The organism is Faecalimonas hominis, assembly GCF_054660755.1.
This window is the reverse complement of the sequence record NZ_BAAHSH010000049.1, coordinates 76,412-97,881: the sequence shown is the minus strand read 5'-3', so window position 1 is coordinate 97,881 and position 21,470 is coordinate 76,412. Positions and strand designations below refer to the sequence as shown.

General features: G+C 39.4%; 19 protein-coding genes. 2 read left to right on the top strand and 17 right to left on the bottom strand.

What is annotated here, in order from left to right:
- Positions 1-29: 29 nt before the first annotated feature.
- The 13 genes from ACYQ35_RS09545 to ACYQ35_RS09485 form a co-directional block, all read right to left on the bottom strand.
- Positions 30-260 carry an HPr family phosphocarrier protein gene (locus ACYQ35_RS09545; protein WP_009460765.1) on the bottom strand — a complete coding sequence of 77 codons (231 nt, stop codon included), beginning with the start codon at positions 258-260 and terminating at the stop codon, positions 30-32.
- A gap of 123 nt (positions 261-383) precedes the next feature.
- Positions 384-1,151 (bottom strand): TIGR03915 family putative DNA repair protein, encoded by a 768-nt coding sequence (locus ACYQ35_RS09540; RefSeq protein ID WP_459832810.1) that lies wholly within the window; start codon positions 1,149-1,151, stop codon positions 384-386.
- A complete protein-coding gene (locus tag ACYQ35_RS09535) occupies positions 1,129-2,463 on the bottom strand; it encodes a putative DNA modification/repair radical SAM protein (protein WP_459832807.1) in 1,335 nt (444 codons plus the stop codon). The genes ACYQ35_RS09540 and ACYQ35_RS09535 overlap by 23 nt, the downstream gene beginning before the upstream one ends.
- 123 nt (positions 2,464-2,586) lie before the next feature.
- Positions 2,587-3,423, bottom strand: a complete 837-nt coding sequence (locus tag ACYQ35_RS09530) for an Mrp/NBP35 family ATP-binding protein (protein WP_009460759.1) — start codon at positions 3,421-3,423, stop codon at positions 2,587-2,589.
- Between the two features lie 13 nt (positions 3,424-3,436).
- Positions 3,437-3,814 carry a RidA family protein gene (locus tag ACYQ35_RS09525; protein ID WP_009460757.1) on the bottom strand — a complete coding sequence of 126 codons (378 nt, stop codon included), beginning with the start codon at positions 3,812-3,814 and terminating at the stop codon, positions 3,437-3,439.
- A gap of 49 nt (positions 3,815-3,863) precedes the next feature.
- Positions 3,864-5,270, bottom strand: a complete 1,407-nt coding sequence (locus ACYQ35_RS09520) for an MATE family efflux transporter (RefSeq protein WP_459832801.1) — start codon at positions 5,268-5,270, stop codon at positions 3,864-3,866.
- A gap of 53 nt (positions 5,271-5,323) precedes the next feature.
- Positions 5,324-6,079, bottom strand: a complete 756-nt coding sequence (locus tag ACYQ35_RS09515; RefSeq protein WP_459832798.1) for a prolipoprotein diacylglyceryl transferase — start codon at positions 6,077-6,079, stop codon at positions 5,324-5,326.
- Between the two features lie 110 nt (positions 6,080-6,189).
- Positions 6,190-6,717: a GNAT family N-acetyltransferase gene (locus ACYQ35_RS09510; protein WP_459832795.1), complete on the bottom strand. Its 528-nt coding sequence runs from the start codon at positions 6,715-6,717 to the stop codon at positions 6,190-6,192.
- A 2-nt stretch (positions 6,718-6,719) separates the two neighbouring features.
- Positions 6,720-7,907, bottom strand: a complete 1,188-nt coding sequence (gene dnaJ, locus ACYQ35_RS09505; protein WP_459832793.1) for a molecular chaperone DnaJ — start codon at positions 7,905-7,907, stop codon at positions 6,720-6,722.
- Between the two features lie 97 nt (positions 7,908-8,004).
- Positions 8,005-9,867, bottom strand: a complete 1,863-nt coding sequence (gene dnaK / locus ACYQ35_RS09500) for a molecular chaperone DnaK (protein WP_009460747.1) — start codon at positions 9,865-9,867, stop codon at positions 8,005-8,007.
- Between the two features lie 138 nt (positions 9,868-10,005).
- Complete coding sequence (gene grpE / locus ACYQ35_RS09495; RefSeq protein ID WP_009460745.1) at positions 10,006-10,614, bottom strand: nucleotide exchange factor GrpE; 609 nt, start codon at positions 10,612-10,614, stop codon at positions 10,006-10,008.
- Between the two features lie 27 nt (positions 10,615-10,641).
- Positions 10,642-11,685, bottom strand: a complete 1,044-nt coding sequence (hrcA, locus tag ACYQ35_RS09490) for a heat-inducible transcriptional repressor HrcA (RefSeq protein WP_009460743.1) — start codon at positions 11,683-11,685, stop codon at positions 10,642-10,644.
- Between the two features lie 154 nt (positions 11,686-11,839).
- Entirely contained in the window at positions 11,840-12,859 is a 1,020-nt protein-coding gene (locus tag ACYQ35_RS09485) for an alpha-hydroxy-acid oxidizing protein (protein WP_459832788.1), read from the bottom strand.
- A 249-nt stretch (positions 12,860-13,108) separates the two neighbouring features.
- Between ACYQ35_RS09485 and ACYQ35_RS09480 the strand changes: the two genes are divergently transcribed.
- The gene (locus ACYQ35_RS09480) at positions 13,109-14,542 is read left to right on the top strand and encodes a DUF3502 domain-containing protein (RefSeq protein WP_459832785.1); all 1,434 of its coding nucleotides are present in this window, start codon (positions 13,109-13,111) and stop codon (positions 14,540-14,542) included.
- A 3-nt stretch (positions 14,543-14,545) separates the two neighbouring features.
- The gene (locus ACYQ35_RS09475; protein ID WP_459832783.1) at positions 14,546-15,703 is read left to right on the top strand and encodes a hypothetical protein; all 1,158 of its coding nucleotides are present in this window, start codon (positions 14,546-14,548) and stop codon (positions 15,701-15,703) included.
- 52 nt (positions 15,704-15,755) lie between these two features.
- On the opposite strand, the gene hemW is transcribed toward ACYQ35_RS09475, so the two are convergent.
- From hemW to ACYQ35_RS09455, 4 genes are all read right to left on the bottom strand, one after another.
- On the bottom strand, positions 15,756-16,880 hold the full coding sequence (gene hemW, locus ACYQ35_RS09470; protein ID WP_009460735.1) for a radical SAM family heme chaperone HemW: 1,125 nt from the start codon (positions 16,878-16,880) through the stop codon (positions 15,756-15,758).
- An 82-nt stretch (positions 16,881-16,962) separates the two neighbouring features.
- The gene (lepA, locus tag ACYQ35_RS09465) at positions 16,963-18,777 is read right to left on the bottom strand and encodes a translation elongation factor 4 (protein WP_009460733.1); all 1,815 of its coding nucleotides are present in this window, start codon (positions 18,775-18,777) and stop codon (positions 16,963-16,965) included.
- Positions 18,778-18,812: 35 nt separating this feature from the next.
- Positions 18,813-19,799 carry a DNA polymerase III subunit delta gene (holA, locus tag ACYQ35_RS09460; RefSeq protein WP_459832776.1) on the bottom strand — a complete coding sequence of 329 codons (987 nt, stop codon included), beginning with the start codon at positions 19,797-19,799 and terminating at the stop codon, positions 18,813-18,815.
- 43 nt (positions 19,800-19,842) lie between these two features.
- Positions 19,843-21,426 (bottom strand): DNA internalization-related competence protein ComEC/Rec2, encoded by a 1,584-nt coding sequence (locus tag ACYQ35_RS09455; RefSeq protein WP_459832816.1) that lies wholly within the window; start codon positions 21,424-21,426, stop codon positions 19,843-19,845.
- Positions 21,427-21,470: the final 44 nt, after the last annotated feature.

The window sequence follows — 21,470 nt, the reverse complement described above, 5'->3', positions numbered from 1 at the left end:
TTTTGCAACAGCCCCTTTCACTTCTTCTTTTATGCCACACAATATTTTTGGATTGTCTTCTCAAAGTCTGCATTTTTTTCTGCACATTGTACTGTCAAAACTTTCGTCAAGTCCAAACTCAATACGCCAAGAATAGATTTTGCATCAATAATAAACCTATTGTAAGATATATCAATATCAAAATCGCATTTTTCTGCCGAAGTCACAAAATCTTTCACATCGGATGTTTCTGACAATCTGATTTTATATTCTCGTCTCATATACGAACCCTCTTTTCTATTTTATATCAAACTTTGTTCATTTGAGCCATCTATTATTATCCCACATATCCACAGCACTCGTCAATGTCATGGTTTACCAATTTTCGACCTGATTCGACAAAATTATTGTGTAAACTCCACCATATGCTTGCGATATTTCAGAGGAAGATGCTGTCTCTGTAAGCGATAATTTTCTCTCTCACTAATGGAAATACTTTCGCATACCCCTTTCCACAAGGTTTCCATTTGCCTTTCTTTGTGAGAGTACAAAGCAGTTTTTTCTCTGTCCGGCTTTTCTCCAGTAACCAAAAACCAGTGCTTTTCTCTTTGATGTATCAGAGTCATATTATGAACTGCATCATAAATCAGCCAGTTTTCTAACGGAAGACGGTTAGCAAAGTGTTCCGCGATACATGTAAGTATCTGATTTTCCGGCTCAATTTCCGCAAATAGAACTCCATTTGACAATTCCCTGAACCGTACAATCTCCTTGAAAAAGTGCGCTTCGTTCGATACTCTCCTGCTCAGTTCAAATACTTTACAGACATCTTCATTTCCTAAATGTTCCGCTATCCTTCTGCTATTTGGAATATTCCTTGCCTCAATCATCATTCCTAGTACAGCATTGCCTTTTTCGGTATTATGCGAAAGCATCGCATGATAGATTTCCCGGTACACTTCCATTCCCAAGTGCTTCTGAATCATATGCTCAACTGCGTCCGCTTTCTTTTCTGACGGCTCACTTTCCACATATTCGCAGAACAGTTCCTGCTCTATATTCCCTCTTAGAGCAACCCCCACCTGCTCTCTTGTCGGTTTCATCTTCCACGCATCATAAATTCCCGAATATATACCTGTCATCGTATTCTCACAAATAAATACTTTTTTCATCAAAAACCTGTTCCTTTCTGAAGTTCACATCATCAAACAAGGATAACTGTCTGTACGTCATCTGTTGAATATGTGCCGGCGTTTTCCCCTGTGCGCTCAACAAATTCCTTGTAATATAGTCCTCCTCGATTTTCGTCGGGTACATCATTTTCCCATTGCAGGTCAAAAAATATAATGCCCGTTTTAACACTACCCCCATTTTCTTTAAATCATCGAACCCGAGAACTGTCGTCTTTCTCGCTTTAATGATTCTTGATGCCGACTTGTGTGCTATACCCGGAACTCTTAAAAGCGTATAATAATCCGCCTTATTTACTTCCACCGGAAAGTTGTCCAAATGCTTCAGCGCCCAATTACACTTTGGATCAAATAGAACATTAAAATTTGGACTGTCCTCCGACAAAAGTTCTTTCGCTTCAAACCCATAATATCGCAGCAGCCAGTCTGCCTGATATAAGCGGTGTTCACGAAGCAGCGGAGGACCTTCATCGGTCCTTGCCGGTAAGTTTGAATCTTCATTCACCTGCACAAATGCGGAGTAAAACACTCTCTTTAGCCCAAATTTCTTATATAAAGACTCTGCCACATGCATAATCTGAAAATCCGTTTCCGGTGTTGCGCCAATAATCATCTGTGTACTTTGTCCGGCAGGAACAAAACGCGGTGCATTTCTGTATAACGCCACCTCTTGTTTATTCTCATTCATAACATTCTGAACAAGTCTCATCGGTTTCAATATGTTCTCTCTTGTCTTATGGGGTGCAAGAAGGCGCAGGTTTTCTGCTGTGGGAAGTTCCAGATTCACACTCATTCTGTCTGCCAAAAAACCCGTCTTCTGTATCAATTCCTGACTTGCACCCGGAATTGCCTTTACGTGAATATAGCCCTGAAACTTATACTTTGTCCGCAATTTATAAAGTGTCTCATAGAGAAGCCCCATTGTATAGTCAGGGCTTTTCAATACTCCCGAACTTAAAAACAACCCTTCAATATAATTCCTCCTATAGAATTCCATCGTCAGTGTACAGACCTCCTCAGGAGTAAAAGAAGTTCTCGGAACGTCATTAGAAGAACGGTTAATACAATATTTGCAATCAAAAATACACTCGTTTGTAAATAAAATCTTCAACAGAGAAATACAACGTCCGTCCGCCGAAAAACTATGACATATACCGGATTTCACACAATTTCCAATTCCCGTACCGTCATTTCTCCTATCCACACCGCTGGAAGTACAGGCAACATCGTATTTTGCCGCATCTGTCAATATATTCAGTTTCTCCTCTATGGACATCTTTTCCGCAATTCTCATACCACACCTCGAATATATGTTCTGTTTCTTATATCTTATCACACAGAACACACGTTTGCAACTGTTTTATTCAACAAAAAAAACAGTCAACTTCTTTTATTGAAATCAACTGTCTTTCTTGTTTTATGCTAATTTATCAATGGCATCTTTCAGATAATCATGATGTACTTCATAGAATTTTTCCTGTTCTACCATTTCCGCCAATTTTGGATCAATCGGCATTTTCCCAAGTACATCTATATTTAATTCTTTTGCGATTTCTTCCACATGGCTTTCACCGAATACGGAAATTTTCTTCTTACAGTCGGGGCATTCCAAATAGCTGAAATTCTCCACAATTCCTAAAATAGGAATATCCATCTGTCTCGCCATATAGTACGCTTTTTTTACAATCATCTGTACTAAATCCTGAGGAGAAGATACAATCACAACACCGTCAAGAGGAAGTGATTGGAACACTGTAAGCGGAACATCTCCCGTTCCCGGAGGCATGTCTACAAACAGATAGTCTAAATCGCCCCAAAGCACTTCGTTCCAAAACTGTTTTACCACTCCCGCAATAATAGGTCCTCTCCAGATAACAGGCGTATCTTCCGAATCCAACAGAAGATTTACAGACATGATTCTTGTCTCATCTTTCGCTATACACGGGAACATTCCTAATTCGTTTCCAACTGCATGCTCATGAATTCCATACATTTTCGGAATGGAAGGTCCTGTAATATCCGCATCAAGAATACCTACTGAATATCCCTGTTCTCTCATCATTCTGGCGAGGGAAGCCGTTACCATTGATTTCCCGACCCCGCCTTTTCCACTGACAACTCCGATTACTTTTTTTACATGTGTGTATTCATTTGCCGGAACTTTTAAGTCCATTTTACTTGGGCAAGAGCCGGCATGTTCACATGAAGAACAACTCTCCGGTGAACATGAACCATTCTTTTCCTGTTCTGCCATTTTATTTCACTTCCTATTCTTCCACTACTGCGATTAATTCCACTTCACAAAGTACGTTTTTCGGTAAAGTTTTTACTGCCACACAACTTCTTGCCGGTTTTGATGTGAAGTATTTTGCATAAACTTCGTTAAATGCTGCAAAGTCTGCCATATCACTTAAGAAACATGTTGTCTTTAGCACTTTGTCAAATGAACTTCCTGCTGCTTTTAAAACTTCTCCTGCATTTTTACAAACCTGCTCTGTCTGTCCTGCAATATCGTCCGCCTCAACAGTGTCTGTCTCAGGGTTGATGGCGATTTGTCCTGCGGAATAAAAAATTCCGTTATGTACATATCCCTGTGAATATGGTCCTAATGCTTTTGGTGCTTTCTCTGTTGATACTACTTTCATAATTAAACTCTCCTTTTATTTATAAATTTAAAATGCTTTTGCATCTTATTTATGAAACATCTGCCAAATCATCACGGGTAACGTCCCTCAGCCATTTGTAACTGAAGAATCGTTTAATCGTAAATGGCAGTTTAATAATTTCATCACTCATTAGTATAACATAAACTACCGGCACACTACAATGGAATATGAACGCTGCCGCCGCTCCCAAAAGAATCGAGCAGCCCCACATCGTTCCAACGTCCAGTGCAAGACCGAATTTTGTATCTCCGCCCGAGCGGAAAACTCCCACGACAAGCGTACAGTTGACTGCCTGCGCAATCGCAAAATAAGACATAACAAAGAACATAAACACAAGGTACCCCTGTGCTTCCTCGGATAAAGCCATAGTCGCATTTGCTATCGGTGCGGAAATCAAAATCACCGCAGCTCCTAAAATTCCCAAAATCAAACTCAGCACGGTAAATCTTTTTCCATATGCCTTTGCATGCTCCAATTTCTTTTCACCGATTGTTTTCCCCAAATAAATTGCCGTGGCATTGGAAATACCAAACACAACCACCTGCGCCAACTGTCTCACAACCTGTGCCACGGAGTTCGCTGCCACCGCCGCGCTTCCCAAATGTCCGATAATCGCCGTGTTCGCTGAACTTCCCATTCCCCACATCAATTCGTTTAAAACAACCGGCATAGAATAAACTAAATAATCTTTCAACAATACCCTGTCTGTGTGCCATAAATCATATAAGCGGATTTTCACCACTTTGTTTTTAAAATGTGCATAGCACATCACAATGGCAAATTCAATAATTCTTGATATGAGCGTTCCAATGGCTGCACCGCGCACACCCAAGGCAGGGAATCCCAGAAGGCCATAGATTAATATCGCATTGATAGTGATGTTTGCACAGAGAGAAATCATATACACAACTGTCGCAATCACTACTCTCTCTATACTTCTCATAATATTTAGGTACACCTGCGTAAACGCCATAAAAATATAGGAACAACCCACTATCTGCAAATATTTTACACCCTCTGCAATGACAGCCGGCTCACTTGTGTAAATTCTCATCAGCGTCTCCGGGAAAAACAGCGCTCCCGAACTGAAAAGAAGTGCGACAATACAGCCAAAACGAAGTCCCATTCCCAATATTTTTTCAATCGTTCTCGTGTCGCCTTTTCCCCAATACTGTGCTGTAAGTACCGTTGCTCCCGATGTAATTCCCATAAAAATCAGCGTCATAATAAACTGAATCTGCCCTGCCAGAGAAGCGCCTGAAAGTACGTCTTCCCCTACCGCTCCAAGCATCATTACGTCCGCTGCCGTTACACCGACATTAATCAAATTCTGTAACGCCATGGGAACAACCAGCACAAGTACATTTTTGTAAAACTGTTTCCAGTCAATACCCAATTCATTTTTTGTCTGCCGTTTTCTCACTCCGGTAAACATAATTCCCTCCTCCTGTACATTCAAAAGGAACTGCAAAATGCAATTCCTCTTTCTTAATTATCCTGTTCTTTCTTTTTCAACATCACCAGTGCAATTAAACCTGCTATAAGCATGAAAATAGAAATAAACTGGGACGTAGATAAAATACTTACATTTCCACGCGGATCATTTCTCAGGCACTCGATAAGAAATCTTCCTATACTATAGAAAATCATATAGGAAACAACGACAATACCGTCCTTTTTCTTCTTTCCCGCAATGTAAATCAACAGGAAAAAGTGCAGAAAATCTGCTCCGCTTGACAATAACTGTGTCGGAATCAAAGACACTCCGTTCGGTGCAAACGGGGAATCGTGAAAAGTAATTCCATACCACGCACCTGTTTCCCGTCCATAGCAGCACCCCGCCAAAAAACACCCGATTCTTCCGAATCCCTGCGCAAGTGCTAGTGAGGGAACTGCCACATCAAAATATTTAAGCACCGGGAGTTTCTTCCATTTACAATAGATATACGCTCCGAGTATTCCTCCGAGTATTCCCCCGTAAACAACAAACCCTTCCGAGAAACTTAACAAAATTTTCGGGTTCTCCATAATACTTTTTATTTCCGTGAGAAAAAATAATAATTTTGCTCCTATTACGCCTCCGATAAGTCCTAATATTCCCAAACCATATATTTCTTCTCCATTTAAACCCTGTTTCTTTGCTCTCCCTTCAGCGACAAAAAACGCCGAAACTATTCCGATTGCAATAAGCAATCCATAACTGTACACCGTAACCGGCCCTATTTCAAATAATTTATATTGCATCTTTTCACCTCTCTTTTTCCCTATTCTACATGAAAACAGTAAAAAAATCCATTCCCTTTCATACAAAAATTTCCCAAATGCCGCCAACCCATCTGACATTTGGGAAATCTCTAATTTATTTTTTCATATGCTATCCGCAAAGTATCCCCTGCGGTATCTTTATAATCCACTACACCGCAATAAGAAAATCCCTGCTTTTCCAAAAATCTCTGCATAGCCAGATTTTTCTTATGCGTGTCTGTTCTGAGACTTTTTCGCCCCTTCTTCATACACAAATTTTCCGCAAAAGAAATCATTTCCTCCGCAACTTTTGTGCCTCGGTATTTTTCTGCCACTGCCATGCGGTGAATTGTCATATATGGTTCGCTATCCGTCAGCCAGCCCTGTCCTTCTATTTCTTTATAACACTCTTCCGGCACAGGTGTCACAACCATAACCCCCGCCGTTTCGTTATCACAAATTGCCACATAACATTCTTCCAAAATAATGTCACGTCGAAACACTTCCTCATTCGGATAACCATTCTGCCACTGGTCCATATCAAATGCCCGCATAAATACTTTCGCATTATCAATGATTTCCATTATCTCAGGCAAATCAGCTATTTCCGCCCTGCGACATATCATCTTTTCTTCCATGACTAGTCCTCAAAGGTTTCTTTTAGTTTATCCATAAAACCTTTTTTCTTCGGTTTTTTCTTTTCCTCTTCGGCCACCGGTTCTTCCTGATGTAAAGAATTCCCCGTCAATGCATCAAACTTGCGAAGAGCCTCTTTTGCTTCCGCACTTAATTTTTCCGGTGTCTGAATCACTAACGTTACATAGTGGTCACCGCGAAGCTGCGGATTGCGGAGAGAAGGAACACCTTTTCCTTTTAACCTTACTTTCGTATCTGTCTTTGTTCCCGCTTTTACCGTATAAATAACTTCCCCATCAACTGTCTTAATGCGCACATCTCCGCCTAACGCCGCCTGAGCAAATGTAATTGGCGCCGTAGAGAAAATATGTACGTCCTGTCTCTGGAAAATAGGGTGTCTTGACACTGTAACTTCTACGAGTAAATCTCCTCTAGGGCCACCGTTTACACCCGGTTCGCCTTTATCACGGATTCTTACGCTCTGACCGTTATCAATTCCTGCAGGAATGGACACTTTAATCGTCTTTTTCGTAGAAACATAGCCTGTTCCGCCACAATCTGAACATTTCTCTTTAATAATTTTTCCGCTTCCGTGACAATCAGGACAAGTCTGTACATTTTGCACCGTTCCAAAGAAAGACTGCTGTGTATAGACAACCTGTCCTTTTCCGCCACATTTCGAACAGGTTTCAGGGCTTGTCCCCGGTTTCGCTCCTGTTCCGTTACATGTTTTACAAGGTTCTTTTAAAATAACGTCCAATTCTTTTTCACAGCCAAAGATTGCCTCCTCAAATGTGATGCGAACTCCTTTACGGACATTCGCCCCTTTCATCGGACCGTTGTTAGCACGCCCTGAACGACGTCCGCCGCCAAAGAAATCTCCAAAAATATCTCCAAAAATGTCTCCGAAATCAGCGCTGCTGAATCCGCCGAAGCCTCCCGCTCCGCCTGCACCGCCTCCTTCAAATGCAGCGTGTCCAAACTGGTCATACTGACGGCGTTTTTCCGGATCACTTAACACAGCATACGCTTCTGAGGCTTCCTTAAATTTTTTCTCCGCCTCTGCATCTCCCGGATTCATATCAGGGTGATATTTTTTGGCTAACACTCTATATGCTTTTTTCAGTGCTGCGTCATCAGCATTTCTGTCAACACCCAACACCTCATAATAATCTCTTTTTGTTTCAGCCATTTTTTATCTACCTTTCATATTTATTTACAAGGAAGTTCTGCGAAACCTGAATTTCCTCAAATTCCGCAGAACATCTCCTTACCTATTCCTGTTAGAATTAAACTTCTTTGTAATCTCCGTCAACTACATCGTCACCGTTAAATCCTTCCGGCGCCGGACCTGCCTGCTGTTCAGGTGCCGGTCCTGCCTGCTGTGCTCCTGCCTGCTCATACATTTTTGTAAATAACTGCTGTGCACTTGTCATTAATTTTTCTTTTCCGGCTTTGATTTCTTCAACCTGTGCGTCTGTAACGTTTTCAGGTGTCGATTTTGCCAAAATATCTTTTAATGCCTGAATATCAGCCTCAACTGCTGCTTTTTCATTTGCATCAATCTTATCTCCAACTTCGCTTAATGCTTTTTCTGTCTGGAAAATCATTGCATCAGCATCATTTCTTGCATCGATTGCTTCTTTACGTTTCTTATCCTGTGCTTCAAATTCTGCCGCTTCTTTTACAGCTTTTTCAATGTCGCTGTCTGACATGTTAGAACCTGCTGTAATTGTAATGTGCTGTTCTTTTCCTGTTCCCAAATCTTTTGCAGATACATTTACAATACCGTTTGCATCAATATCGAATGTAACTTCAATCTGAGGGATTCCTCGTGGAGCCGGTGCAATTCCGTCAAGTCTGAACTGTCCAAGTGATTTGTTATCTCTTGCAAACTGTCTTTCTCCCTGAACAACGTTGATATCTACCGCTGACTGGTTATCTGCTGCTGTAGAGAAAATCTGGCTTTTCTTTGTTGGAATTGTTGTATTTCTTTCAATTAATCTCGTTGCGATACCACCCATTGTTTCGATAGATAATGAAAGTGGAGTTACATCAAGTAAAAGAATGTCGCCTGCACCTGCATCTCCTGCTAATTTACCACCCTGAACAGATGCTCCTAAAGCAACACATTCGTCCGGATTTAATGATTTACTTGGTTCTTTTCCTGTCAACTGTTTTACTTTATCCTGAACAGCAGGAATACGTGTAGAACCACCTACTAATAATACCTGACCTAATTCTGATGCTGTAAGTCCTGCGTCTGACAATGCTCTTGTAACAGGTTCTGCAGTTCTTTCAACTAAGTCATGTGTTAATTCATCAAATTTTGCTCTTGTAAGGTTCATATCAAAGTGTTTTGGACCTTCTGCTGTTGCTGTGATGAACGGTAAGTTAATATTTGTTGTTGTTGCAGAAGAAAGTTCTTTTTTTGCTTTTTCTGCTGCTTCTTTTAATCTCTGAAGTGCCATTTTATCTGTAGATAAATCAACACCTTCCATACGTTTGAATTCTGCTAACATATAATCTGTGATTTTCTGGTCGAAGTCATCTCCACCAAGTTTGTTATCTCCGGCTGTCGATAATACTTCGATAACTCCGTCACCGATTTCAATGATAGAAACATCGAATGTACCTCCACCGAGGTCATATACCATAATTTTCTGTTCTTTTTCGTTATCAAGACCATATGCAAGTGCTGCTGCTGTTGGTTCGTTGATGATACGTTTTACATCAAGGCCTGCGATTTTACCTGCGTCTTTTGTTGCCTGACGCTGAGCATCGTTGAAATAAGCAGGAACTGTGATAACTGCTTCTGAAACTTTTTCTCCCAAATAACTTTCAGCATCTGCCTTTAATTTTTGAAGTACCATCGCTGAAATTTCCTGTGGAGAATATTTTTTATCATCAATAGTAACCTTGTAATCTGTACCCATTTCTCTTTTAATAGATGAAATTGTTTTATCTGCGTTTGTTACAGCCTGACGTTTTGCAGGTTCACCAACTAAACGTTCTCCTGTTTTTGTAAATGCTACAACTGATGGTGTTGTTCTTGCCCCTTCTGTATTTGCGATTACTGTTGGCTGTCCACCTTCCATAACTGCTACACAACTGTTTGTTGTTCCTAAGTCAATACCAATAATTTTTCCCATGATTAATTCCTCCTAAATTCTAAAATACCTATAATTTCTATTAAGGAAGTCCAACTCACCAGGCTCGTGAAACACCTCGCCAAGTTCCTCGGACAACCTTCGCACTAAGTTCGAAAACACCTCACTAAGTGCTCAGGTTTAATTCGCTACTTTTACCATACTGTGACGTACTACGCTTTCTCTGTAAGTGTAACCTTTCTGGAATTCTTCCGCCACAATGTTCTCTCCGAGTTCTTCGTCTTCAATATGCATGACCGCATTATGAAAATCCGGATTGAACTCTTTTCCTACTGCTTCAATCGGTTTTACTCCGATTTCTTCCAATGAAGTCATTATTTGTTTGTAAATCATCTCCATTCCGGCTACAAAAGAATCATCTTTCTTATCTTCCGGAACTGCTGCCAAACCTCTTTCAAAGTTATCCACAACCGGTAAGATTTTTTCAACTACCTCTTTTGCTCCAATTTCGTACATTGCTGTTTTTTCTTTCTCTGTACGTTTACGATAATTATCAAACTCTGCCATCTGTCTTGTTAATTTATCTGTTAAGTCTTCAATCTGCTCGTCTTTCTTATCTTTCTTCGGCTTGCGTTTGAATAACTTTTTGTCTTTTTTATCTTCTGTCTCTTCGGCTTCAGTTTCTTCTACTTCTGCCTCCTCAACGGCTTCTTCAGTCTCTTCATTTTCCAACTGAGCATTTTTCTTTGCCTCTTCCACCGCTTCTTTTACCATTTCTTCATTACTCATCTTCTTATCCACCGGTGTTCCACCTTTCTAATGTTCTTTATGAAATATCGCATCTAACTCTACCATAAGTGTCTTCAGCGTCCTCATTACATTTTCATAATCCATTCGTTTCGGGCCGATAATTCCTATCGTTCCCTGCATTCCCTCTCCCAATTCATAAGTTGCCGTTACAACACTGCAATCTTTCATTGTCTGTACCGGAGTTTCGTTTCCTATATACACCTGAATTCCTTTGTTATCTTCACTGGAAAGTGTCTCTGTCACAAGACTTACCAACTGTTGTTTCTCCTCAAATGCACTGATAATCTCCTGTGCACTCTGGTTATCGCTCAATTCAGGATATTTGAAAATATTGGTTGCCCCGCTTGTGTAGATTTCCAAATCATTGTCTAACTGTATCGCCTCAGCAACCGCATCTAACACTTCGCTGATAACTTCGCTATGGATACCCGCCTGTTCTTTCAGTCTTGCAATCATTCCAAGATTAATTTCTTCAATAGACATTCCGTTCAGGTTTGTATTCAGCAACATATTTAATTTCAATAATGTTTCATTTCCCAAACACTCTGATACGGTCACAATCTTGTTCTTAATGATATTTCCTTCCATTACGATAACGGCAATAATCTGATTCTCATCTACCTGCGACAGTTGAATGAATTTTAGTTTATTCCTATTATAAGTCGGAGCAGAAATCATTGTCGCATAATTGGTACTGTTTGCCAGCACCCTCGCCACCTGCTTTAACAACTGATCCATCTTATCTGCCTTTTCGAGCATCTGCTCTTTCATATCGGTGACTTCCTGCTCTTTCTCTTCCATCAGCATGTCGACATAAAGTCTGTATCCTTTATCCGAAGGAATTCTTCCTGCCGATGTATGAGGTTGAATAATGTAGCCTAAATCTTCCAAATCAGCCATTTCATTTCGTATTGTCGCAGAACTTAAATTCAAGTCTGTATATTTTGAAATTGTTCTTGAGCCAACCGGTTCGCCTGTTTCTAAATACGTCTTAATGATTGTCTGAAGAATTTTCATCTTTCTCGCATCTAGTTCCTGATTTGACTTCATCTCTTACCTCCTTTTCTTTTTATTAGCACTCATAACTTTCGAGTGCTAACACCTTGCGAGTATTAAGATAGCACTATGTTTTTCGTTTGTCAATAGTGTTTATATATTTTTTATAAAATTAAAGACATGAGTTTTTTCCCATGCCTTTCTCTTCCTAAGGACGCCAAATCATTTCTTTTGTAATCTCTTTCAATGAATTTGCACCGCACATTTCCATTGCGTCCGCAAGTTCCTGTCCTACCTTTTCAATATATAATTTTACACCTTCTTCTCCGCCGCCATATAACGCAGTTACAAATGGTCTGCAAATAATGACGCCGTCCGCTCCCAAAGCAAGTGCCTTAAATACGTCTGCTCCCGAACGGATACCCCCGTCCACGAAAATTTTCATCTTTCCTTTTACTGCGTTTGCAATTTCTTCAAGCACTTCCGCTGTTGCAGGACATTGATCAAGCACTCTTCCGCCATGATTAGAAACAACAATCGCATCTGCTCCCGCAGACTCCGCCTTCAACGCTCCGCGAACTGTCATAACTCCTTTTACGATAAACGGAGCATATGTACTTTTCGCAATGCGATGTAATTCTTCCACCGATTTTTTCCCTGCCCCTGAATTTTCCGCCTGTAAAAACGGTAATCCTGACGCATCTATGTCCATAGCCACCGCAAATGCACCTGACGCATCTACCAATTTCATTTTTTCTTTAATTTTCTCCATATCCCACGGCTTTATTGTCGGAATTCCGATTCCATTGGCTTTTTTAATCGCTTCTGTCGCAACCTGCATAACATTTTCGTTTACGCCGTCCCCTGTCATCGCTGCAATCCCCGCTTCCGCACAGGCTGAAACTAAAATATTATTGTAAGATTCATCATTATATTTTTTCCCGTAGTGTAAATTGACAGCACCTACCGGGCCTGCAAATAACGGATAACGAAAAGTTTTTCCAAAAATATTGAAAGTTGTATCTGCTTTTTGATTTTTCCCAATCGTATCCATCTGCAGACGAATTTCCTGCCATTTTTCATAATTGCGTATGGCAGTATCTCCTGTTCCCTTTGCTCCCGGTCCGGGTATCTGATTTTTACACGCTTTTCCGCTGCATACCGGACAGGCTTTGCAGTACGGTCCGACTTCCTGTCTTGCCTGTTCTAACAATTCATTATATGTCATGTTTCTCTCTCCTTTGTAGTTTCGATTACTTTATGAAATATATTATATCTGATTTTAGTGGTGGCGTCAAAAGATGGCTATCATTGAATTGTCAGTTTTGTTTGTCAATTCATCATTTTTATTTATCTTTTATACTTATATTGAATTTTTATCAAAATTTTTGTATAATATATTTAACAAACAACTTAAAAAAACTATGATATAGTAATTTTTATCATTATTTCGACTAAAGAAAAGAGGTGTTTATCTATGAAAAAATATTTACTGTTAGGACTTCTTAGTTTTACATTTATTGGGCTTTTAATAGGTTGTGATAGCAATAAAGACGACAAAGACACATCTGACAAAAAGGAAATAAAAACAATCACCTGGCAAACCAGACGAGATTTGTCTGATTATCAGGATTATTTCAATCAGATTTTAAAAGAAAAGGGCTATCCTTATCAAGTTGAATTCAGTACAAAAGAAGAAAATAAAAAAGTAGATATTTTAGATATTGGCTCAAATTTGTGGAAAAAAACGTATAACGACATAAAACCAATTGTCGATAAAAAAGTAATTCCTCTTGATTCCTATTTTCAAACAAAAGAAGGGAAAAAATTAAAAGCAACTTTACCTCAAAATGTTTGGGACGCTTACAAAGTAAATGGCAAACAATATGGCGTATTAAGTACGGGATATGCCCCATTTCAAACTGCATATATTTGGGATAAAACTTTGGCTGATAAATATCAGATTCACCCCGAAACATGGACTGAAGAAATTTGGAAATATAAAGAAGATTTGGAAAAAGTATATAATGGTGAAAATAAAAATAACTTTTTAACAACCGCATACTTTTGGGAAACCCTTTCCTGTCCACTTGAATATACTTATGTTCTCGGACACTGTTATCCTTTAGTTATAAACGAAAAGGAAGACCTTACTACCGCACAGTTTCTTTATGATTCAGAAAAATATAGAGAAAATGTTAAGGGAATTTCTTCTTTATATAATGCCGGTTTATACTCTCCGGAACAGGAAACCGCACTTGACAATCCTAAAATATTTTTAGAAGCATCATCTACCTTCGTCAGTAAAGAAGCATATGCTTTCCAAATAGGAGATGAACATTTTTGGGAAACCCATGAAGCTAAAATTCTAAAAGAAGAACCTCTATGGAAACTTACCTGTAGTGCTGTAGAAACAGGCATCTCATCAGAATGCCCTTATCCTGAAGATGCTTTCCGTCTGCTCTGTGCCGTTTACACCGATAAAGACTTAACAAATGCAATACTTTGGGGTGAAAAAAATGTACACTTCAATGTAAACGGAAATTTTGCAGTGGAATTGGGTACTAAAAATAGAAATGCTATTAATAATCATTTGGGAAACCCGCTTATCGGGTACACAGAAGTGGGACAAGATCCAAACAGAGAAACTCTCTATCCTGAGCGAATGAAAAACGCCACTCCTTCTAAATTATTAGGATTTAATTTTATCGGCAAAAATTGTACGACAGAATTGGAAAACATTTTTCAAGTTTGGTATAAAGATTATTCTGCACTTGTAACTAACCCCGCTAATTCCTTACTAGAGCAGGGAAATCTCCGTCAACAATATAAAAATGCGGGCATTGATAAAGTCATTGCCGAATGGAACAGGGAATTTCAGGAATGGAGAGAAACACAGAAAGCGAGGTAGACTATGAAAAAGAAACACACACTTACTTTCCTTTCTCTCTTCCTCTGCTGCATACTCTGTTGCTCGTGCGGAAAAGAGAAAGAACCTCAAAACAAACCAAATAAACAGGAAAACTATTCACAAGTTCACTCGAACCGTATGCAGATTACGGAAGAAGGTATTTATTACATTGACGGTTACACAAAACTGATGAAATTTTATGACTTTGCATTAAAGGACTCTATCCCTCTTTGCGATAAACCGAACTGTAAACATAAAAATGCCAAATGTAACGCTTACTTAGAAAATGGATTCCAGTCAGGTATGGGTTGTTATCGAGGAAAACTTTATTATTTTGATATTAATAAGCCAACTCTTCCACTTTATCAGTGTGATAAAAACGGAAAGAACAGAAAAGTAATCGCTAAATTAAATGATACAGAAAGCACACAATCCTGCTCAATTTCTCTGCCAATGTTTTTCGCAGATAATAAATTGATTCTTAATGTAGAGTATTCCACTCTTTTGGACGAGCCGATTGTACACGAAGACGGAACTGCTGATACAATAGAATATAAATGGGGAATTGTAGAAATCGCATTGGATACAGGTGATGTTACTCTTCTAAAAGAACCTGAAATCTATTCCAATACAAACAATTCCATATTATTAGTCGGAGTAAACGAAACTTCTGTCATTTACACAAAAATAGGAACGGACGGTGGTTTTTATATTTACGATACTACCTCCAAAAAAGAGGAAAAACTTTTTGACTTATCTGAAGAAAAGCAACTTACTTTTCTAAATTATGATAAAAAACATCGCATGGCATACCATTTAAACAGGGACGAAAAAAACTGTATTGTCTTTCAAACTAATGTAGAAACAAAAGAAACAAAAGAAGTTTTCCGCACGGAACATCAGAACAGTTTTATGTATTTTGAAGTTTATGATAATGTCATATATTACATAAAAGAAGCCACAGGAGAAATGAAATCTTACGATTTGAAAAACAAAACAGAAAAAGAACTTTCCAAAGAAGAATATACTTATTTAGGAAGATACGAAAACCCTTCCGACTGGTATATTAGTTTTGCGGAAGAAGAAGGATTTGTCTGTATTTCTAAAAAAGATTATGAGAAAAAGAACTGGAAAAAAGTACAGGTAATCGGAAAATTTTAATTAAAACCTATATGCAGAAAGAAACAGCGGTAGGCTGTTTCTTTCTGTATATTTACGCCAATATTTCCGCAAACACATAGTTACTGATGTCAATTCCTCTCTCGGTCAATCTAATGTTCCCATCTTTTTCCTCTAAAAATCCCTGACAAATCATTTTTTCTATCTGCTCTCCGCAAAAAAAATCCACTTCCTTTTTAGAAATTCCGTCCTTTTTACGCAATCCGAGAAAAATTATTTCTTCCAGTTCTTCCTCTTTTGTCAGAACTTCCTCATTCTGTTTTCTTTTTCTTACATCGTCAGAATATTTCAAATATGTTTTCATTTCTTCCGTATTCTGAAAACGTACATTTCCTATAAGTGAAGATGCTCCAAGTCCCAAACCTAAATATTCTTTTCTCTCCCAGTAACCGAGATTATGTCTGCAGGCATATCCCTTCTTTGCATAATTGGAAATTTCATATCGCTCATATCCCGCTTCTTGAAGCCACTTCTTTGTCTTTTGATAAATCAAACGCTCTTCTTCCTCGCTTGGAAGTTCTTCTTTTCTGTTTCCGTCCTCCCCATACATTTTTTCAAAAGGAGTTCCCTCTTCTACAATCAAACTGTACGCTGAAATATGTTCCGGCTGCAATTTCAAAATTCTGTCCACCGTACTCTTCCAACTTTCCACCGTCTGATTCGGAATGGCGGAAATCAAATCAATGTTAATATTATCAAATCCTTCCTCCCTCGCCAGCATATAACTTTCCAAAAATTCTTCATATGTATGTATTCTGCCCAACTGTTTCAATTCTCCGTTATTTGCCGACTGTAAACCGAAACTAATTCGATTTATCCCTGCACTCCTATACGCTTTCAGTTTCTCCCTCGTTACCGTTCCGGGATTTGCCTCAATAGTCACTTCCCTTACACTTTCCATAGCAAACTTTTCTCTCAATGCCGCAAAAATTCTTTCTATCTGTTCACCACCCAAAACAGACGGGGTGCCGCCACCCACAAAAACAGTGACCACCCGATACATCTCTTTCATACTTTCAATCGATTCTATCTCACGGATAAGCGCCCGAACATAATATTCCATTGTTTCTTCGTCTGCCGGCCCCGATAAAAAGTCGCAGTATGCACACTTTTTCACGCAAAACGGAATGTGAATGTATAGTTCTAAATCTCTTCTCATCTTCATTTCCTCCAAAAAGGGACGGGGTAAATTTGAATTGGGGACGTAGCATTTCTCAATTTTACTACGTCCCCAATTCAAGTTATTTATCGTCCAGTTTCAATACGCTCATAAATGCTTTCTGTGGGATTTCTACATTTCCCACCTGACGCATTCTCTTCTTTCCTTCTTTTTGTTTCTCCAACAATTTTCTCTTACGGGAAATATCACCCCCGTAGCATTTTGCAAGTACGTCTTTACGCATTGCTTTTACTGTTTCTCTTGCAATGATTTTACTTCCCACAGCAGCCTGAATCGGTATTTCAAACAACTGTCTCGGTATTTCTTCTTTCAGTTTTTCACACATTTTTCTTCCACGCTCATATGCGCTTCCACTAAACACAATGAAAGATAAAGCATCGACTTCTTCTTTATTAATAAGAATATCCAGTTTAACCAGTTCGGATTTCTCGTAACCGAGCATTTCATAATCAAAGGAAGCATATCCTCTTGAACGGGATTTTAATGCATCAAAGAAGTCATAGATAATCTCATTTAACGGTAAATGATAATGAAGAACCGCTCTCGTTTCTTCGATATATTCCATTCCCTGATATACGCCTCGTCTTTCCTGACAAAGATCCATTATCGCTCCGATAAACTCTGAGGTTACCATAATTTCTGCTTTTACCATAGGTTCTTCCATATAGTCAATTTCTGCAGGATCCGGAAGGTTTGACGGGTTCGTCAAGTCAATGACTTCTCCGTTTGTCTTATGCACTTTGTAGATAACTCCCGGTGCCGTTGTCACCAAGTCTAAATTATATTCTCTCTCCAGACGTTCCTGAATGATTTCCAAATGAAGAAGACCTAAAAATCCGCATCGGAAACCGAATCCCAATGCAATTGATGTTTCCGGTTCAAACTGAAGCGCGGCATCGTTTAACTGTAATTTCTCCAAAGCATCTCTTAAATCCTGATATTTTGCACCGTCTGCCGGATACATACCGCAGTATACCATCGGCTGTACTTTCTTATATCCCGGAAGCGCCTCTTTACAAGGATTTGACGCATTTGTAATCGTATCACCCACGCGTGTATCTTTTACATTTTTGAGGCTCGCTGTAATATAACCAACCATTCCCGCACTCAATTCATCACAAGGAATAAACTGTCCCGCTCCAAAATATCCGACTTCCACAACTTCCGCCTTTGCCCCTGTTGCCATCATCTGAATCGTTGTTCCTTTTTTCACTGTTCCCTCTTTGATTCGGCAAAATACAATGACACCTTTATACGAATCATATACGGAATCAAAAATCAACGCCTGCAAAGGTGCGTCTGCATCTCCTGTCGGTGCAGGGATTTTCTCTACAATCTGTTCAAGGACGTCATCTACGTTTAATCCGGTTTTTGCTGAAATGCGCGGGGCATCTTCCGCCTCAATCCCAATGACATCTTCGATTTCTTCGATAACTCTCTCCGGCTCTGCACTTGGCAAATCTATCTTATTGATGACCGGCATAACATCTAAATCATGGTCTAACGCCAAATATACATTCGCCAATGTCTGTGCCTCCACACCCTGCGCCGCATCGACAACAAGAATTGCCCCGTCACAGGCAGCAAGACTTCTCGACACCTCATAGTTGAAATCTACATGTCCCGGTGTATCAATTAGGTTAAAAATATATTCCTCTCCATTCTTTGCACGGTAAACCGTACGGACTGTCTGTGCCTTAATCGTAATCCCACGTTCTCTTTCCAATTCCATATTGTCAAGCACCTGAGACTGCATTTCCCTGCTCGTCAAAAGTCCTGTCTTTTCAATAATACGGTCTGCCAAAGTTGACTTACCGTGATCTATATGTGCAATAATGCAAAAATTTCGTATTTTACTCTGTTCTATTCCTGCCACGTTTTTTCCTCCAATTACTCTAATCTAATTGATTATTATACACTATTTGAAGAGTATTTGACAATGAAAAGTTCCACCGCCAGCACATCTCCCAAACGTCCTGTTTTTACTCTCTCTTCTATATCCACACTTTCTTCCAAAATCTTTCTCAATTCTTCCTGCGAAAAACTTCTCGACTGCTCTATATATTTTCCTACGGCATAAGGGTGCAGCCCCGCCTTGGAAGCAATCGTTTTTTTGTCATACCCTTCTCCTGCCATTTCCTTTACTTCCATTAAAAGACGGAACTGTCTGGAAAGAAGATACAAAATTCGCATTGCCGGTTCTTTTAACGCCAGCAAATCATAATATCTGTCCAACGCCCTCTTTTGCTTTTTCTCCGCAACCGCGTTGACCATGTCAAAGATTTCATTTGTAATCTGCGTTGTACAGATTGCATCTATATCCTCCATATTAATCACATCGTTATTTAATGTGTAACAGAAAAGTTTTTCCATCTCCTTTTGCAGATTTTCCATATCCGTTCCACACTTTGACAACAGATAGTAAATAGTTGACTCCGCAATCTGTTTTCCTTCTTTTTTTACATTGCCATAAATCCAACGCACTAAAGTTTTCTCGTCCTGCCTTGCAAGTTCAACTATTCTCCCCTTATCTTTTACCGCCTTAAACATTTTTCCTCTTTTATCCAACTCTGTTTCCACAAAAATGAAATAAGTGGTCTCCGGAATTTCTTTCATATATTCCGCAAGTTCAGCAGTAGCATTTTTGAAAAATCCTGAATTTTCAATGACAATCAGCCTTCTCTCACTGAAAAAAGGCATTGTTTCCGACAAATCAATGATTTCTTTAACGTCTATTCCCTTTCCCTCGTAGTAAGCATAATTCATCGTATCCCCATCTGAAATCAACGCCTTTGTCAATCTGTCCTTATATTGTTTTTTTAAATAGTTTTCCTCTCCAAACAGAAGGTAAACCTGCTTAAAGTTCCCTGTCTTTAAATCTTCATTCAGACTCTTCATCGTTCTCTCCTCGCATACATTCTCTCTACAGTATAATCAAATCTTATTTTTTCTGCAAGGAAAATAAATAGCACTCTATCTCCATTTCTCTTCCGTCCGTCTTTAAGGTAACACTCCCATTTTCTTTTGTACCGTATGCGGATATATTTGCTTTTTCTAACCTGTCCAGCAATTCTTTATGCGGGTGTCCGTAAGAGTTTTTCCGCCCGCTTGAAATCAGCCCGATTTTTGCCCGCAGTTTATCCAATATTTCCTCTTTCGTAGAATGCTTCGAACCGTGGTGCGCCACTTTCAGTACATCATACCTTCCGCTTATTTCCTCTTCCAATTCCTTTTCACCTTCCCCTTCCACGTCCCCGGTAAACAGTGCGTCAAATTCTCCGTATTGCAGGGAAAGTACCATGGAACTTGCATTTCCCACTTCCCCTTCATAAGTATCGCTCGGAAAAATACACTGTATTTTCATATCACCCTCTGTCAACTGCTGCCCTTTTTGCAAAACAAATACTTTGGTTCCGAAACGAATCGCCTTGTTTGCCAACTTTGTCAACGTCTTATCCCACACTTTTTTCGCGGGAAGAACAAGATTTTTGATTGTAATTCCTGTTTTCTGTCTCGCAAGCATCTCATCAATTCCACTCAAATGATCCAAATCTCCGTGGGAAACAAAAACATAGTCCACCGTTTCCACGCCCTTCGCCTTTAAAAAGGGTTCTATCCTGTATTTCCCCACCTGTTTCACGTCACTGCTTCCACCGTCAATCAGATAGGTCACTTTTTCAGGACCACACATGAAAATTCCATCTCCCTGCCCCACGTCCAGCATAGTGATTTCCAATTCACCTCTAGCGAGATTATTTGGGACTGTAAATAAAAATATAGAAAAAAAGATTACCGCCTTCCTATATCTCTTTTCCACTTTTTCCTCTTTTCTCTGCATATATAGTATAAAAAGAAGTAAAAGCAGATAACAAACTACAACCTGCCACCATTTTGGTTTTCCCAAAACTATTCTCGGGTGCGGAAACTCCATCGCCAATTCACATAAACGGTTGTACAGCGTTAGAAAAAATCCGCTCCCTTTTAAAATCCATACGCCTAAGGACTGAAATATAAAGCAGATAGCAACTCCAAAAAGCGCCATTCCAAGCAAAAAAGGCATAAGCGGAATAACAAATATATTTAACAAAAGTGCATACGTCGGCACTTCAAAAAAGAAATACAGCGTAACCGGAAACAGAAAAAGTTGGATTGCTACGCTGAAACAGATACCTTCCGCCCATTTCTTTTCACATGGAAAGAGTTTTTCTAAAATCGGCTTCAACAAAATAATACCAAGAACCGCACCAAAAGAAAGTAAAAATCCCGCATCAAAGAAATACTGTGGAGACCGGCAGATAATAACAGCGGCAGCCACACTAAGACTTGTCGGCAAATCATATACTCTCCCTGTTATATCCGCCCCGATTTTAATAAGAAACATCATTAACGCTCTGAGGGTGGATACTCCCGCTCCCGTCATCACCGTATACAAAATCAGAAAAACACTGACCGCTCCCCCTGATATTTTGTAGGAAAATCCCATTTTCCGAAGACCTTTATACAGGAAATTTCCAATAAACGACAGATGAAGACCCGTTTAACCTCACTCTCGGTACACATTATAAAAAA